The 13852-nt window shown below is 55.7% G+C and carries 17 protein-coding genes and 2 pseudogenes; 11 read left to right on the top strand and 8 right to left on the bottom strand.

Annotation, left to right across the window (positions count from 1 at the left end):
• The first annotated feature begins 169 nt into the window (after positions 1 to 169).
• Entirely contained in the window at positions 170 to 631 is a 462-nt protein-coding gene (locus tag ACFQUU_RS02045) for a 4-oxalocrotonate tautomerase family protein (RefSeq protein ID WP_382241869.1), read from the top strand.
• Between the two features lie 17 nt (positions 632 to 648).
• On the opposite strand, the gene ACFQUU_RS02040 is transcribed toward ACFQUU_RS02045, so the two are convergent.
• Positions 649 to 1125, bottom strand: a complete 477-nt coding sequence (locus ACFQUU_RS02040; RefSeq protein ID WP_382242187.1) for an Lrp/AsnC family transcriptional regulator — start codon at positions 1123 to 1125, stop codon at positions 649 to 651.
• 140 nt (positions 1126 to 1265) lie between these two features.
• Here ACFQUU_RS02040 and ACFQUU_RS02035 point away from each other — a divergent pair, with 140 nt between their 5' ends.
• Positions 1266 to 1889: a LysE family translocator gene (locus ACFQUU_RS02035; RefSeq protein WP_382241866.1), complete on the top strand. Its 624-nt coding sequence runs from the start codon at positions 1266 to 1268 to the stop codon at positions 1887 to 1889.
• 35 nt (positions 1890 to 1924) lie between these two features.
• Here ACFQUU_RS02035 and ACFQUU_RS02030 read toward each other — a convergent pair whose 3' ends face one another.
• Positions 1925 to 2473 (bottom strand): D-alanyl-D-alanine carboxypeptidase family protein, encoded by a 549-nt coding sequence (locus tag ACFQUU_RS02030; protein ID WP_382241864.1) that lies wholly within the window; start codon positions 2471 to 2473, stop codon positions 1925 to 1927.
• Between the two features lie 191 nt (positions 2474 to 2664).
• Between ACFQUU_RS02030 and ACFQUU_RS02025 the strand changes: the two genes are divergently transcribed.
• From ACFQUU_RS02025 to ACFQUU_RS02000, 6 genes and pseudogenes are all read left to right on the top strand, one after another.
• Positions 2665 to 2913, top strand: coding sequence for an oxidoreductase-like domain-containing protein (locus tag ACFQUU_RS02025; RefSeq protein WP_382241861.1), 249 nt, complete (start codon positions 2665 to 2667; stop codon positions 2911 to 2913).
• Positions 2910 to 3776, top strand: a complete 867-nt coding sequence (locus ACFQUU_RS02020) for a DMT family transporter (protein WP_382241858.1) — start codon at positions 2910 to 2912, stop codon at positions 3774 to 3776. Before ACFQUU_RS02025 ends, ACFQUU_RS02020 begins: the two co-directional genes overlap by 4 nt.
• A gap of 143 nt (positions 3777 to 3919) precedes the next feature.
• Positions 3920 to 4267 carry a GFA family protein gene (locus ACFQUU_RS02015; RefSeq protein WP_382241855.1) on the top strand — a complete coding sequence of 116 codons (348 nt, stop codon included), beginning with the start codon at positions 3920 to 3922 and terminating at the stop codon, positions 4265 to 4267.
• A 111-nt stretch (positions 4268 to 4378) separates the two neighbouring features.
• Positions 4379 to 4894 carry a hypothetical protein gene (locus ACFQUU_RS02010; protein WP_382241852.1) on the top strand — a complete coding sequence of 172 codons (516 nt, stop codon included), beginning with the start codon at positions 4379 to 4381 and terminating at the stop codon, positions 4892 to 4894.
• Positions 4895 to 5216: 322 nt separating this feature from the next.
• Positions 5217 to 5522: pseudogene (locus ACFQUU_RS02005) on the top strand (antibiotic biosynthesis monooxygenase family protein); the annotation flags it as partial.
• 128 nt (positions 5523 to 5650) lie between these two features.
• Positions 5651 to 5758: pseudogene (locus ACFQUU_RS02000) on the top strand (VOC family protein); the annotation flags it as partial.
• A 199-nt stretch (positions 5759 to 5957) separates the two neighbouring features.
• Here ACFQUU_RS02000 and ACFQUU_RS01995 read toward each other — a convergent pair.
• Positions 5958 to 6905, bottom strand: a complete 948-nt coding sequence (locus ACFQUU_RS01995; protein WP_382241849.1) for a LysR family transcriptional regulator — start codon at positions 6903 to 6905, stop codon at positions 5958 to 5960.
• Positions 6906 to 7027: 122 nt separating this feature from the next.
• On the opposite strand from ACFQUU_RS01995, the gene ACFQUU_RS01990 reads away from it, so the two are divergent.
• Positions 7028 to 8332, top strand: coding sequence for a serine hydrolase domain-containing protein (locus ACFQUU_RS01990; protein ID WP_382241846.1), 1305 nt, complete (start codon positions 7028 to 7030; stop codon positions 8330 to 8332).
• A 100-nt stretch (positions 8333 to 8432) separates the two neighbouring features.
• Here the strand turns inward: ACFQUU_RS01990 and asd are convergent, their stop codons facing one another.
• On the bottom strand, positions 8433 to 9236 hold the full coding sequence (gene asd, locus ACFQUU_RS01985; RefSeq protein ID WP_382242184.1) for an archaetidylserine decarboxylase: 804 nt from the start codon (positions 9234 to 9236) through the stop codon (positions 8433 to 8435).
• A gap of 209 nt (positions 9237 to 9445) precedes the next feature.
• On the opposite strand from asd, the gene ACFQUU_RS01980 reads away from it, so the two are divergent.
• Complete coding sequence (locus ACFQUU_RS01980) at positions 9446 to 9826, top strand: cupin domain-containing protein (protein ID WP_382241844.1); 381 nt, start codon at positions 9446 to 9448, stop codon at positions 9824 to 9826.
• A gap of 55 nt (positions 9827 to 9881) precedes the next feature.
• Here ACFQUU_RS01980 and ACFQUU_RS01975 read toward each other — a convergent pair whose 3' ends face one another.
• Entirely contained in the window at positions 9882 to 11144 is a 1263-nt protein-coding gene (locus tag ACFQUU_RS01975; protein WP_382241841.1) for a M20/M25/M40 family metallo-hydrolase, read from the bottom strand.
• A 314-nt stretch (positions 11145 to 11458) separates the two neighbouring features.
• On the opposite strand from ACFQUU_RS01975, the gene ACFQUU_RS01970 reads away from it, so the two are divergent.
• Positions 11459 to 11845: a YkvA family protein gene (locus tag ACFQUU_RS01970; RefSeq protein WP_382241838.1), complete on the top strand. Its 387-nt coding sequence runs from the start codon at positions 11459 to 11461 to the stop codon at positions 11843 to 11845.
• 93 nt (positions 11846 to 11938) lie between these two features.
• Here ACFQUU_RS01970 and ACFQUU_RS01965 read toward each other — a convergent pair whose 3' ends face one another.
• From ACFQUU_RS01965 to ACFQUU_RS01955, 3 genes are all read right to left on the bottom strand, one after another.
• Entirely contained in the window at positions 11939 to 12463 is a 525-nt protein-coding gene (locus ACFQUU_RS01965; RefSeq protein ID WP_382241836.1) for a hypothetical protein, read from the bottom strand.
• Positions 12464 to 12532: 69 nt separating this feature from the next.
• Positions 12533 to 13204 (bottom strand): HAD hydrolase-like protein, encoded by a 672-nt coding sequence (locus ACFQUU_RS01960; RefSeq protein WP_382241833.1) that lies wholly within the window; start codon positions 13202 to 13204, stop codon positions 12533 to 12535.
• 120 nt (positions 13205 to 13324) lie between these two features.
• Positions 13325 to 13849 (bottom strand): DUF2243 domain-containing protein, encoded by a 525-nt coding sequence (locus tag ACFQUU_RS01955; RefSeq protein ID WP_382241831.1) that lies wholly within the window; start codon positions 13847 to 13849, stop codon positions 13325 to 13327.
• Positions 13850 to 13852: the final 3 nt, after the last annotated feature.

Raw genomic sequence — 13852 nt, 5'->3', positions numbered from 1 at the left:
GCAGCGTGCAGCGGTAAAGGCCTGCATAAAGTGCTTGGAAAACGCTCTTGCTACTTGCCTAGCAAGAGCGTTGTGTTTTGTCCATTTTGGCATGATAAATGTCACTTTAAGGCATTCTCTCCTTACATTGAAGGCGACACACTGGAGCCCCTTAATCATGGAGTTCCCTATGCCGAACATCGTCATCAGCATCCCTGAAGGAATCTTGCCGCCCGCGTCGAAACACCAGCTGGTTGCCCGTCTAAATGTCGTCGCAGCAGAAGTGGAGCAAATCGGGGATGACCCGAGAAGCCGCGCCATGTGCTGGATACTCATTGAAGAAATCGCGAAAGGAAACTGGACTTGCGGCAGCGCCGATGCGACGGATATGGCCATTCCAGTACTCGCTGTGATACACCTGCCCTCCGGCGTACTCGACGAGGACGCACGTTCCCGCTATGCGGCGGGCGTGCACGAGGCAATCATTGCTGCATTACCTGGTGAAAAGCGGCGCATCCTGACGTCGTGCATGTTCAACGAAGTGGACGACGGCTACTGGAGCATAAATGGCAAGCTTTGGGCGCTCAAGGATTTTGCACGGCATGCCGGCTTCCGTCATTTGCAGCATCTTGTGGAGACGCAGCCGACGTAGCACACACTCGTGACAAACTAGCGCACCGGCAAGCGCGAAGTCGATTTGATTTCGCGCATCGCCAGGCTGGAACGGATCGACGTCACGCCGGGAAGTTTGCGCAGCACGTGGGTAACAAAGTCGCCGTACGACTCAAGGTCGCGCGTGACGACTTGCAGGAAATAATCCGCCTCGCCGCTGACGTTGTGGCAGGACAGCACTTCTGGAATCGACTGGATCGCCGCTTCAAACTGGGCCGGTTGCTCGCCGGTGTGATTGGCAAAATTGATCTGCACAAAGGCGATCAACCCGAAACCCAGCTTGTGGCGGTCCACCCGCGCTCCATAGCCCTTGATATAGCCGTCTTCCTCCAGCCGCCGCAGGCGACGCCAGACCGGGGTTTCCGTCAGATGCAAGTGCTCGGCCAGCCTCGCGTTAGACATCCGGCCCTCGTCCTGCAACAAGCTTAGGATACGAAGATCCACGTCATCGAGCATTTCCTGAGGTGTTTTCATCTTATTTGCCACGCAATAGAGAAGAATCTGCTCAATATAATAATTCTTCAGTAAATTTTCGCAAGAAAAATCCAGCGCGCAAGCGGGATAATTTCGATACGAAATTTCCTGCACCACCGTACCGATCAAGGAACCGCGCGATGGACCTCACCCTCTTTTCTCTCTATCTTTCCGCACTGGTTGCGGTGTACCTGCTGCCGGGCCCTGACATGGCGCTTGTCATTGCGACTGCTACGGCACGCGGTGTGCGCATGGCGCTGATTACCAGCATCGGCATTGCCTTGTCGCGCGGCGCGCATGTGCTGATGTCGGGACTGGGCCTTGCCGCGCTGATGGCGGCGAATCCGGTGTTGCTAGACATTGTGCGATGGGTGGGTGCCGCCTATTTACTGTTTCTGGCGGTGCAAGTCGTGCGCGCCGACATGCGCGTCGATGCCGCACAGCGTACAGAGGCCTCCGCCATATCGACGTTCGCGCGTGGTTTTTTCACGAACTTGCTGAACCCGAAAGCCCTGCTGTTTTGCGGTTTGTTTCTTCCCCAGTTTGTTTCAGCCGGTCATGGCCCGGTATTAATGCAGTTTCTCTGGCTTGGCGTGATTCTGGTTGTTACGGGCTTTGCTTTCGATGCGGCCTATTCCATGTTGGCTGCAAAAATCGGTCGCAGCATCGGTCGTAACGTCGGTGCAAAAGCCGCTTCGCCTGTCAAAAGATGGTTGTTGCCGACCGTCTTTGTACTGCTCGCTGGCAGGCTGATAGCAAGCTGACGCACTGACCTCGTTCATCGCCCGTAACTCCTTCCTCAAGAGCTTGCCTTGCGCACAAAATACCAGTGCCAGGGTTCATAGCTGAAACCGAGCGCATTGTTCCTCGGGTAGGACATGACGAAGCCGAAGCGGGATGCATGCGTCATCAGCCAGGCGAACGCTGTGGTCTCTTCAAACGGTATTTCGCGCGGAATGCTGCCTGGCGTGTTGATATCGACTGCGCGACCGGTGTGGTGCTCACTGTAACCGGGTGGCGCGCTAAGAGTAAAAATAGCGGGGAGCGACATGCCGCGCTCCAGCTTTTCACGGACGATATCGGACTGACTGTCCAGGTCGCGAAAGGCTGACACGATATACAACTCGATGCCATTGCCGTTCGCGGCGGCTTTCATTTCCTTCCACGCAACGGCGGCTTCCGGTATCAGGTAATGCTCGGCGCCGTCCATGCCGCGCTCCGCAAGTGCGAGTTCAGCCGGTTCGCGGTGGAAGGGCAGGCGCGTCCGCGCGATGTCTTCGCTGGAAATGCCTAGCGTTGCCAGTGCATGGGCAACACTGATTTCGTATTCATCAAGATCAAGATGCATGGTGATGTTGTCATTAATCGTTTGTCACTGCCAAGGCTGGTCCTGGATAGCCGCAGCGGATACACCTCGATAGCAAGGTCCTGTCTGATTTCCCTGGCCGCGAACAGTTCCAGACTGCATTGCCGTACGGCTCAGGTGACGTCAGCACGATAGCAGTACACTCATGTTTTCCACCATGATACCGCTCGTCCATGTCGAAGCCTAAAGATCAGACCGCGCCGGATCCGCGCCCTACGCCGCCTGTCGAACCGCAACTTGAAGATTGTTGCGGCAATGGCTGCGACCCTTGCGTGTTCGATGCGTATCAAATGGCCATGGACCGTTACCGTGAAGCGCTGGCGGCATGGGAAGCTAAGCAGGCAACATCTGCAAAACGTAGCAGCCAAACTTTGGTGGCTTCTGCCCCGAATGGGCGCCTGACGAAGCCTGACGGAAAATGATCACACCACCGCAACCCTTGTCGAGGACGTCGGTGATCGGCCTCACGCTGACTGCAATGATCGCCTTTGCGGCTAATTCGCTGCTGTGCAGAATGGCGTTGAAATACACGGCGATCGATCCGGCCAGCTTTACGACGGTACGCATCCTTTCCGGGGCACTGGTCCTGTGGCTGATCGTCACGCTGCGAGGTGGAAACAGGCGTATTGTAGGTAACTGGCTTTCCGCGATGGCGATCTTCGTGTATGCGGCGGCGTTTTCCTTTGCCTATGTCAGCCTGTCGACGGCAACCGGCGCACTGATTCTGTTCGGTGCCGTCCAGGCGTCGATGATCGGCTATGGCCTCTTTCGCGGTGAGCGGCTGCGCGGCATGCGTCGTGCAGGTTTTCTTATCGCGGCTTGCGGCTTGCTGGCACTGCTGCTGCCTGGTGCCTCTCGGCCCTCGCTGGGTGGCTCGTTGCTGATGCTGGCGTCGGGCGCGGCGTGGGCGGTATATTCATTGAGGGCTAAAGGTGTGGGAGACCCGACCGCGACCACGGCTGGAAACTTTATGCGTGCCCTGCCGTTAGCACTTGGCCTGAGCATGTTTATGCTTCCTTCCCTGTCGATTGACCTTGCCGGACTGACCTATGCCGCCATATCTGGAGGCACGGCCTCCGGCCTTGGCTACGTCATCTGGTACATGGCTTTGCGCGGCTTGAGTGCGATCGAAGCATCCACCGTGCAGCTCTTTGTGCCTGTCCTCGCGGCGGGCGGCGGCACCCTGTTTTTATCTGAGCCGGTCACGTTGCGTTTGCTCTTGACGGGCGCGGCAATTCTCGGCGGTGTAGCCATGGTCGTTATCCATGGAAAGAACGCAGATTAAGGGCCAAGGGAGAGCGTGGTTTGCTGGAAGATACCCCACCTCGGCGAGCTGGTTTTCGAGTTTGATGGCCAGCACGATGTAACATACTGGCAGCGCATTCCATAGACGCGCGGTGACGCGCAAGATATCAGGGGACAACGAAGATGACATATACCGGTAGCTGCCACTGTGGCCAGGTTTCCTTTCAGGTCGAAGGCGATCTCAAGGGAGTGATGGAATGCAATTGCTCGATCTGCTCGCGCAAGGGAGCCCTGCTGTGGTTTGTTCCGCGCAGTGCGATGACGCTTCTTACGCCGGAAACAGCATTGAGTACCTATACGTTCAACAAGCATGTGATCCAGCATCGCTTTTGCAAAAGCTGCGGCATTCATGCTTTTGGCGAAGGGGCCGATCCGAAGGGAAACGCGATGGCGGCGATCAATGTACGCTGCCTGGACGGCGTCGATCTTCCATCGCTGCCGGTCCAGCATTTCGACGGCCGCTCCGTTTAGCCGAACGAGCCAGAGCGTCTAAGCTCTGACCTGCAGCGGGTGTTAAAGCCGACGCGGAGCGCCGTGATTTGGACTATGATGTTTGCCCGAACCCCTGCAGGCAACTCAGCAATGAACAACGAGCAACATGACCCGTCCACCGACGAAGAAAGTCACGGCAACGAAGCGACCACGATCCACGAGGCCAGGCTTTGGCAAGACGACGGCTGGACTGCACGTGTGATCAAGAATGAAGACGACGACGGTTGGGCCGTCGCGATGATCAAGGACGGCGAGCGCGAGCCGGCACTCGTCGGTCCATGGACCATGGGTCGCGACAAGAAGAATCCGAAACCGCTCGACGCGAGTGCGTTCCAGACCTTGGTGAAAACCGCTTCGGAGGTCCTGCGCCGGCATGAGCAGCAGTTGCATGCGATGCTGCATAAGAGCATCACCGTCAGCACCGCCTCGGCATCGATCACGGTCATGCTCGACATCGTACCGGACGAGGATGATCCTTATGCAACCCTGAGTGCGGAAGATGAAAGTGGCGAACGGCTGGCCGAGGCCCGTGTGGCACCCAATTTCAAGCTGACGCGTGCAAGCGCCGAAGCCTGGATTGAAAGCGGCTACAGCAGGCCGCGCTGATTCATGCTCCTGCGACGCCCCTTAAGGTGTAGTAAACCACACTCAACCTGCTTACTCCTATCCGATTTCGCCGCGCTCTGAAACTGGCCAAATTTCCGGGTTGGGCATACGATCACTTGGGGCTTCATCATACCCGTCCAAAGCCGACGCTTGCATCCTTCACCTCCAAGAGCGCGCCGATCTTACCGGGAAAAGTTCAGACTTGAAGAGATGCGGTTCTGAAATGCGATCACCGGTTGAAGCAGTTCTGAAAGCAAAGGCATTTCTTCGCTTTTCCTTTCGGCGATATTGAACATCTGTATTTTTCCAATGTTTGAAGCCTATGTATTCATCAACTTTCATTTTCCTTAAAGGTCAGTATGACGAGGAGTTCTATCGACTCGACGAGACAATCGCAGAGGCTGCGAAGCAAATTCCTGGGTACCTGGGGGAAGAGACTTGGACAAACGAGGCTACAGGCCTTATTTCTAATGTGTATTACTGGGAGTCACTTGAAGCGCTGCAGGCTTTAATGACCCACCCAAAACATGTCGAAGCAAAACGGTTGCAGAGCAATTGGCTCAATGGCTATCAAATCATCGTTTCAGAAATTATTCGTGCATACGGAGACGGGAAACTCAACCACCCAGTTGTAGCGTTTAACAGTGCTAACTCGACGTTACACACCGCCCCAAGGGCCGGTGAAATCAGTCGTTATACGTCAGGTACGACAAGTCTGGGCGTCGGCCGTGAAACGAGGGAAGGATATGACGATTAAACGGATGGACAACGATTGGCGAAATGCAGTATGAGGACACCTACCGGCTAGCCTACATCCGCGGGCCTGAGGGCATCATCGTCGCGCTTGCCGAGCAGCTCGGCTAAGGCGTGCCTGGTAACAAGCAAGACTCGGGTTGGCAACCATTCGATCACTGGCGTATAACAGCCGGTTGAGCCGCACATGGCAAAACTTGAGGCGTTACCATGCAAAATCCTACGGAAGCGAAAAGCTACCTGGTCGCAAAGGTATGCTCATCCGGGCAAGCCCTTTGATGGACGTTAATCCGTTCCCTGCCCTTGCCCTTTAAGCCATCGACGATCTTGCGGGCCGACGATGAGTCGACGTTAATTTTTCCATGCAGAGCAAAATGGTTTGCATTGCAACCTGGGCCTCGGGTGACAAAGTGCGATGGCTCAGGTAAACGAATGCCAAATCAAGATCCGGCGCAGGGAGCGGCGCATTCGTCAACCTGGCCAGTCTTCCGCCGCGAACGTCACTGCACACCGCGGCGTCTGCTGCATACAGCACCACATCACTTGACGCCGCCATGTCCTTTAGCACAAAGAAATTGTTGCACTCAATCAGTCGATGAACATGCAGCTCCTGATCCAACTCCAACGCCTTGGACACCTTCCGCGCGAGAGGTTCCGGCAACGGTACGAAGGCGAAAGAAAACGGGTGCAAATCTGCCAGTAACACTTTGCGTTTACGCTGTAACGGATGGCCGCGTCTAACGTACCAGCCAGCGCTCAGCAATGGAAGCCGTCGGATCTCGACCGTGTCATCCTGCGGAATTGACTTGAGGTCGGTAATGTAGAAGTCGATAGCTTCCTTTTGCAGCTTCTCATGCAGCACATTCCAGCTATTTACCTCGGGGACAAGATGCAGACGTGGATGGGTTGCACGCAGAGAGACTAATACGTCGGCTAGGAAGATTGCCGCGGAATGCGGTCCGACACCAAACCGGGCTTCTCCGAGTTCATGGCTCTTGATTAGGTCCACATCGCGCTTGAGGCAGCGTGCTTCGAACAGGACTCGCCGAGAACGTTCCAAGACCTGCTTGCCGGCAGCAGTCAAGGTCACGCGTCGCGCGGCACGATCAAGCAGGAGGATGCCAAGGTCACGTTCCAGCGCCTGGATACTGCGGCTTAAGGCTGGCTGACTCAAATGTACGCGCTGCGCAGCGCGAGCGAAGGATTGCTCTTCGGCGAGGGCGACGAGATGTTGTAGTTGGCGCAGGCTGGTTTCCATTCGGGTTCCGCAAATGGGTTTAATGCGCATTATGCATTGAAATGCTGCACATAATGCATTGGAATTATGACGTGCATTGTAGTCCAATGTGTGCATACGAAAACCTATCCATGGAGACCAACATGAAGAAAGTTATACCTGTGCTCGCCATCGCTACTCTCGCTGCCGGGGCGTACGCTCAGGCGCCCGCGTTACCTAATCCGGCCGCCACTGATCCCGTTGCGCTCGGCTGGATGCATGGTTCGCCGCCGGCAGCGGACAAGATTATCCGCTTTGAAGACGGGTCCTTCTATCGCTTTCCGCAGATTCGCTGGACTTTCTCGCATATCCGCGAACTGCGTCCGACAATAAATGTCTGGCATGGTAATGGTGCTGTCTCTACAATGCCGCAGGCTTTGCTCAACCTGGACGCAATAACTTTCGTGGACGACAAAGGGGAGCAAGCCACTTGGGCCGATATGCTGCAACGGACATACACCGATAGCGTTATCGTGATGCACAAAGGGCGCGTGGTCTACGAAAAATACTTTGGCGCAGCGGCACCGCATTTGCAGCATTCCGCATTCTCGGTAACCAAATCGTTCATCGGTCTGATGGCTGCCATGCTGGTAGACGAAGGCAAGCTCGATCCGGATGCTTTGGTCAGCAAGTACGTCCCTGAAGTAAAGGAATCCGCCTATGGCGACGCCACAGTGCGCCAGCTCATGGACATGACTATCGGCGTACGCTATTCCGAAAACTACGCAGACCAGAAAGCTGAAGTGTGGGACTATGCGCGCGCGGGCAGTATGGCGCCTGTTCCACCAACCTACACCGGCCCAAAAAACTTCTATGATTTTCTCGGCACGTTGAAAAAAGAAGGACAGCACGGCGAGGCCTTCGCGTACAAGACATCCAATGCGGAAATGCTGGCATGGGTAGTGCGACGCGTCGCTGGAAAGCCGGTTTCTGATTTAATTTCCGAGAAGATCTGGCGCCGGCTGGGCACGGAAAGCGATGCCTACTTTCAGGTAGATTCGATTGGCGTCGAATCCGGTGGCGGCGGCATGAGCTTGACGCTGCGCGACATGGCACGCTTTGGGGAAATGATGCGCCTGGACGGCAAATTTAACGGCCAGCAAATCGTACCTAAGGCTGTAATTGAGGATATCCGTAAGGGTGGCGACCAGGCGAGATTTGCGAAGGCAGGGTATCCGGACGTGCCTGGCTACGGCAAGGCATACGCTTACCGCAGCATGTGGTGGATTTCCAATAACGCCCATGGTGTCTTTGATGCACGCGGCATCCATGGACAGAGAATCTATATCGATCCTGCTGCGGAGATGGTCATAGCCAAGTTCTCTTCACATCCGGTGGCCAGCAATCTTGGCAATATCCCGTTAACAGATCGCGCCTTCGCCGCAATAGCTGCATCCCTTTCAAAGTAAGGCGCGGCGCTACCTATCCGGGCCAAAGATGCAGTACGCAGACTTCACCTCTATCGCTTCCTGCGGAAATACATAGAGGTGGAGCAAATCATTTGAGAGTTCAAGCATCAGTGCGCCGCGTTCCCATCGCCTCGCACAACTGCACGAGGCGCTCCGGCTTCCAGTCCGGATTAAAATTGACGGTGTTCTTGGGAAACAGCATGACGACCGTTGAGCCCAATAGGAAACGTCCCATTTCCTTCCCGCGTGCGATATCGACCGGCTTGTCATCGTAACGCCACTCGCGAATATCAGCGGTGCGCGGCGGGTTGACTACGCCGTGCCAGACGGTCGCCATGCTGCCGACGATGGTCGCACCAACCAGCACCATGACAAACGGGCCGTCCTTGCCATCAAATACGCAGACCACCCGCTCATTGCGCGCAAACAAATTCGGCACGCCGCGTGCCGTGGTTGGATTCACGGAAAAAAGGTCGCCCGGCACATAAATCATTCGCGTCAGGCGCCCATCGCATGGCATATGAATGCGGTGATAATCTTTGGGGCTGAGATAAATCGTCGCAAATTCACCGTCTTCAAATAATCCGGCAAGCTGGCGGTCCCCGCCGACCAGCGCGAGAGTGGAATATTCATGGCCCTTGGCCTGGAATATCCTGTCCTTGTGAATACGGCCGAACTGGCTCACCGCTCCATCGACCGGGCACAGGAAATCGGCATTGGCAAAGGGCCTTGCACCTTCCCGCAGCGGCCTTGTGAAAAACTCATTGAAGCTTGCGTAGCTGCCGATATCCGGGTTCGCCGCTTCCTGCATATTGACGCCGTAAAAATTGACAAAGGCTCGGATCAGCGCGGTGGTGAAAGCGCCGCCACGGGCACCGGCAATTTTTCCGGCGAGGACGGTCATGGCCTGTTTTGGTAACAGGTATTGGTGCAAGACAGCAAGACGATTCGGCACGATGAATGGGAAAGAGAAAGAAATTACCGTGATTGTACCGGTGTCGCCGTTTCTGGCTACCATCACACTTGTTCTTCTACTGATAAAAGCGCACTCCGGTATGCCTTAACCGGGTAGCTTGATTGCATAACTTAACTGTATAACAACAGGAGTCACTGATGAAATTTTCCGTGAGTCACGCAGCAGATTCCGGCTTCGAAAAGCAGGGCTTGCGCGCCTTTTTCGAGTACCGCGACCTTGGCATCCGCGAGGCGACCGACGGCAAGATTGCCGCGCACGTTATCAGGGCGAGCCCTGGCGAAGCGGTGAGCGGAGGTCGCCACCGGCATGAACTGGAGTTCCAGATGATTTATTGCCTGAAGGGCTGGATACGTTTCGACTACGAAGGCGTAGGCGAAGTCTTGCTGGTGCCCGGCACCTGCGTGCACCAGCCGCCGGGAATACGGCATACCGAATTGGGACATTCCGACGATCTGGAATTGCTGGAGATTGTCATGCCCGCTGACTTTGCCACCGTGCCGGACTCACCGAGCATTTGAGTCAACACGCGCCCGGCAAATTGGCGCGGCGGCATACCCTAAGGGCCGACGGTGCTTACGGTTTCGACACTTCCTGAAGCATGCGTGTCATCAGATACAGCCGAGGTACGATCGAGTCCACGGTAATGTACTCATTGCGCGCATGGTAGCCGAAGCCCGCGAGGCCGAAACTTTCCAGCACAACTGCCTTGCCTGAACGCGCCGCAAAGCCGGCATCCGTGCCGCCGCCCGTACCCGGAATCAAAGTCAGCGAACGATCGAGTTCCGCATAGATTGCTTCGGCCTTCCTCGCCAGTTCACGTGCTGCGTCCGATGCCACAAAAGGCGGCCGGCCCCGTTCGATACTGATGGTGGTCTCTGTATCAGGTACCCGCTTGTTCTTGACGCGTTCCTTTAGCGCCGCTTCAAGGCGATCAAAACCGTCCGCTACGGTCAGGCGCATATCGCCTGTCGCGGATGCGCGTTCCGGAATCTGGTTGCGTACCACACCGCCCTGCGCCATCGTCCAGTTAAGCTGTGTACCTGGTACGTCTTGGGCAATGTCCTCTGTCTGCAGCAACTGATGCGACAGCTCAATCAGCGCATTCCGTCCCATTTCCGGCGACGCCCCTGCATGCGACGCGCGACCACGCACTTGCATGTGGACCGTGCCGGTTCCACTGGTGCCGAGCAGAATTCCTTCGGGCTTGTCCGGAGTCGGCTCACAGGAAAACACATAATCGTGTTCCGCCGCGACATTGGCAATCAGTTCACCCGAACCCATGGAACCCGTTTCTTCGTCAGCGTTGAACATCACCGTCAGTCGGCCATAGTCCCGCCATCCAGTCTCTTTTAGCATCTTCAGCGCATGCAGGATGAGTGCGATCCCCCCCTTGTCGTCGGCAATCCCAGGACCATAGATACGGTTTTCTTCGACACGATAAGGCTGTGACTGCAGTGTACCAACCGGGTAGACAGTGTCCATGTGAGCAATCAGCAGGATACGCTTGCTGCCGCTACCGGTGAACGTAGCTGTCACGATCTCGCCCGGGCCCTGTGTGCCTTTACGTCGTTCGATTTTTGCGCCAAGTGCATGCAGGCGCTTTTCGGTGTAGTCGGCCATCTTTGACAGGCCAGCCGCGTCGGCACTCGGCGACTCGATTTCCACCATGTCCTTGAGGCTTGCGATGAGCGCGGGTTGCTCGCGTCGAGCCGCCTCGAGTAACTGTGTATCGGCAGCAGCCGCAGCAACTGTGGCGGCCGACAACATTGCACCTTGCGACACCAGCAGGAAGAGCAGAGGACGAACCAGGCGCGCACCGACAGTAATACGTTTCATGCAGTCTCCGGATAAATTATTGTGCTTCGATTATAGGTCCGGAATGCGAGCTCTGTTTGGCATACTGCAAGACGGAAAAGATAACAGATGCGGGCGATATTGCGGCGCTGGCATATGCTTTGGTGAGTTTGAAGTATGATTTCAATATGCACCGATGTCGACCCGGTTTCAACAACGAGTGCCGATGCAACGCGACGTCCATCCGGTTATGAAGACCAGACAAATCAAGACAAATCGATTGCAAGCAACTGCAAAGTAAGCAGCTTACGACGCAAGCGATAGATCAACCCGGGATCAATGAAAGGTCTGTCAGAATGGCAATAGCGGAATCCATGAGAACCTGGGCCAGGCGCATCAAGCGGGATGCCGTCATGCTCTGGTTTGCACGTCGCCATCCGGATACGCCCTTGCTGGCAAAAGCCCTATGCATTTTCACCGTGGCGTATGCCCTGAGTCCGATAGACCTTATTCCAGATTTCATCCCGGTCCTTGGGTACGTTGACGACGTGCTGTTGCTGCCGTCGTTTATCTGGCTTGCTGTCCGACTTCTTCCACAACATGTCATCCAGGAGTGCCGGGCACAAGCTGAAGCATGGATGGAAAAAGAAAAGGCCAAGCCGGCCAGCTACGCAGGCGCAATCGGCATCGTATTGATATGGATTTCTGTCCTTGGCCTTTGCTGGTGGTACTTCTACCGGTGATAGCACGCAATAAACGCCTAAATTACCAAAACAGGTTGAGTACGACTGAACAATTTTGTGTTTTGCGTAGCTGTAACTGCTGGCATTGAAAAATCAGGCAATTCTGCTTCGGGAGAGGCGGTCGGCGCCGCCGGCGGCAATGTCTTCGAATACGGCGTCGAGTTGCGTGTACACGTCCCAGCGATCGACGTGCAATCGCGAGGCAATCTCATCGATGATCGATAACTCCAGGGCTTCCTCGCGTTTTCCCTTCCAGAGCTTGTCAGCCAGCGCCACCGACTTTTCCTCGAACGATACACCGGCCGCCTGCCAGGCAGCATGGGAGACACAACAGCGCGCGACTTCCGGATCGACGCCATGCGCGAGCAGCAAGGTCTGACCTGCCGGTTCGTGCCGGGAACCTGGCGCATCAAGTTCAGCGGGGTATTGGATTTTTCCGGCATCGTGTATCGCCACGCCCAGCTCGATCAGCCGGGCATCGTACCGCATGCCAAGCTGTGTGTACGCTTTCATCAACATCGCAGCAGCTTCACCAACCAGGTGCACATGCAGCAAGAGACGATCGGATGCGCCAAGCGCTGCCAGCAGTTGATAGGCGTCATGACGGGTTTGCAGCATGTTTATCCTTATTAATGGCCAAGCTAAGCAGCAATGCTGCAATTGGCAATGAGTTCCGGGCTCGCGCGTTTAGCGCTCTTCCGGAGGCTGGATGCATTGCATCCCGAGCTGATGCGGTATGTCGCTCACCGAGGCGAAAATCAGCTCCGGCGACTTGGCTTGAAGCGCGTCCAGCCGCGTATAGCCCCATGACACCGCACCAAAGGCAATTCCCTCGGCACGCGCCGCTTCTGCGTCACGCGTTTCATCGCCGATGCACAGTATGCGATGACGCGCGATGCCGCTGGCTGATACAAGGCGCCGCAATTTGCTGCGCTTGCCGAACAGGGCCGCACCGCATTCATACTGACTGATCAGTGCAGCATTGGACGGGCCAAGCACCGCCTTGACATTGCTTTCTGAATTGGACGTCAGTACTGCCAGTCGTACGCCCTGCGCGACAAGCGAATGGAGCATGTCGCTTACGCCTTCGAACAAGGCGACGCGTGAGATATCCTTCGCCATCAGTGTCTTGAACTCATGTGCCACACCAGGTATCTTCCAAAGTGGGATGCCGACATGCTCCATGATCTGGCGGGCGTCATAGCCACGCAGCACGTTGATGTCCTCCCCTGCAATGCGTCTGAACCCATGCCGGTCGGCGAGGCGGTCGAATACCGCAATGAAAAATTCGAAGGAATCAGCAAGCGTGCCGTCGAAATCGAAAATCAACAGTTCATATTTCAGATTAGGTAAGGTCATGCTTCGTAAGTCTGGAAAATAAGGGCGCCAACGATAGCGAGTATAGACATTCAGCGACCAAATAAAACGCGTTTTGACCGGCACAAAAACGCCCTGACGTTGGTCGTATCGCAAGGACGTTTAATGCACGCGCCGCAAACCGGTTGACGCTTCGCGTGTAGCGTGCTTCCCCGAACGATGCAGCAGCCAGCCACCACCGAGCATTAATGCTCCCCAAACCAGGAATCCGACGTCCCAGTAAATCCATTGCTCGGGAGGCACGGTCTCGTTCACATGATGTAGTTCCAGGATGTGATGATCGATGATGCCCTCGACTACGTTGAATAACCCAAACCCCATTAGTATGGTCCCTATCAGCATCTTGCCGGACCACCAGATATGCGCACGGTGGGCAGCTCGCCAGAGCAGGATTAAACCAATTACAACGAAAATGTAGGTTGCGCCATGAAAGAGACCATCGAGCAATGTGTTGAATTCTAAGTTGGCCACCGTATCGGGCGGATAGCCGGCGCTGGTGACCATGTGGTGCCATTGCAATATCTGGTGCAATACAATGCCATCGAAGAATCCGCCCAAGCCAAGTCCAAAGAAAATACCTGCAGCACTGGGAAACTGTCCGCGTGGACCGACGGGTTGTACAGCCATAGG

The sequence above is a fragment of the Herbaspirillum sp. GCM10030257 genome, assembly GCF_042666555.1.
GTDB lineage: Bacteria > Pseudomonadota > Gammaproteobacteria > Burkholderiales > Burkholderiaceae_D > Noviherbaspirillum.
Note: the sequence above shows the minus strand (reverse complement) of the source record. Positions and strands in the feature narration are given on the sequence as shown.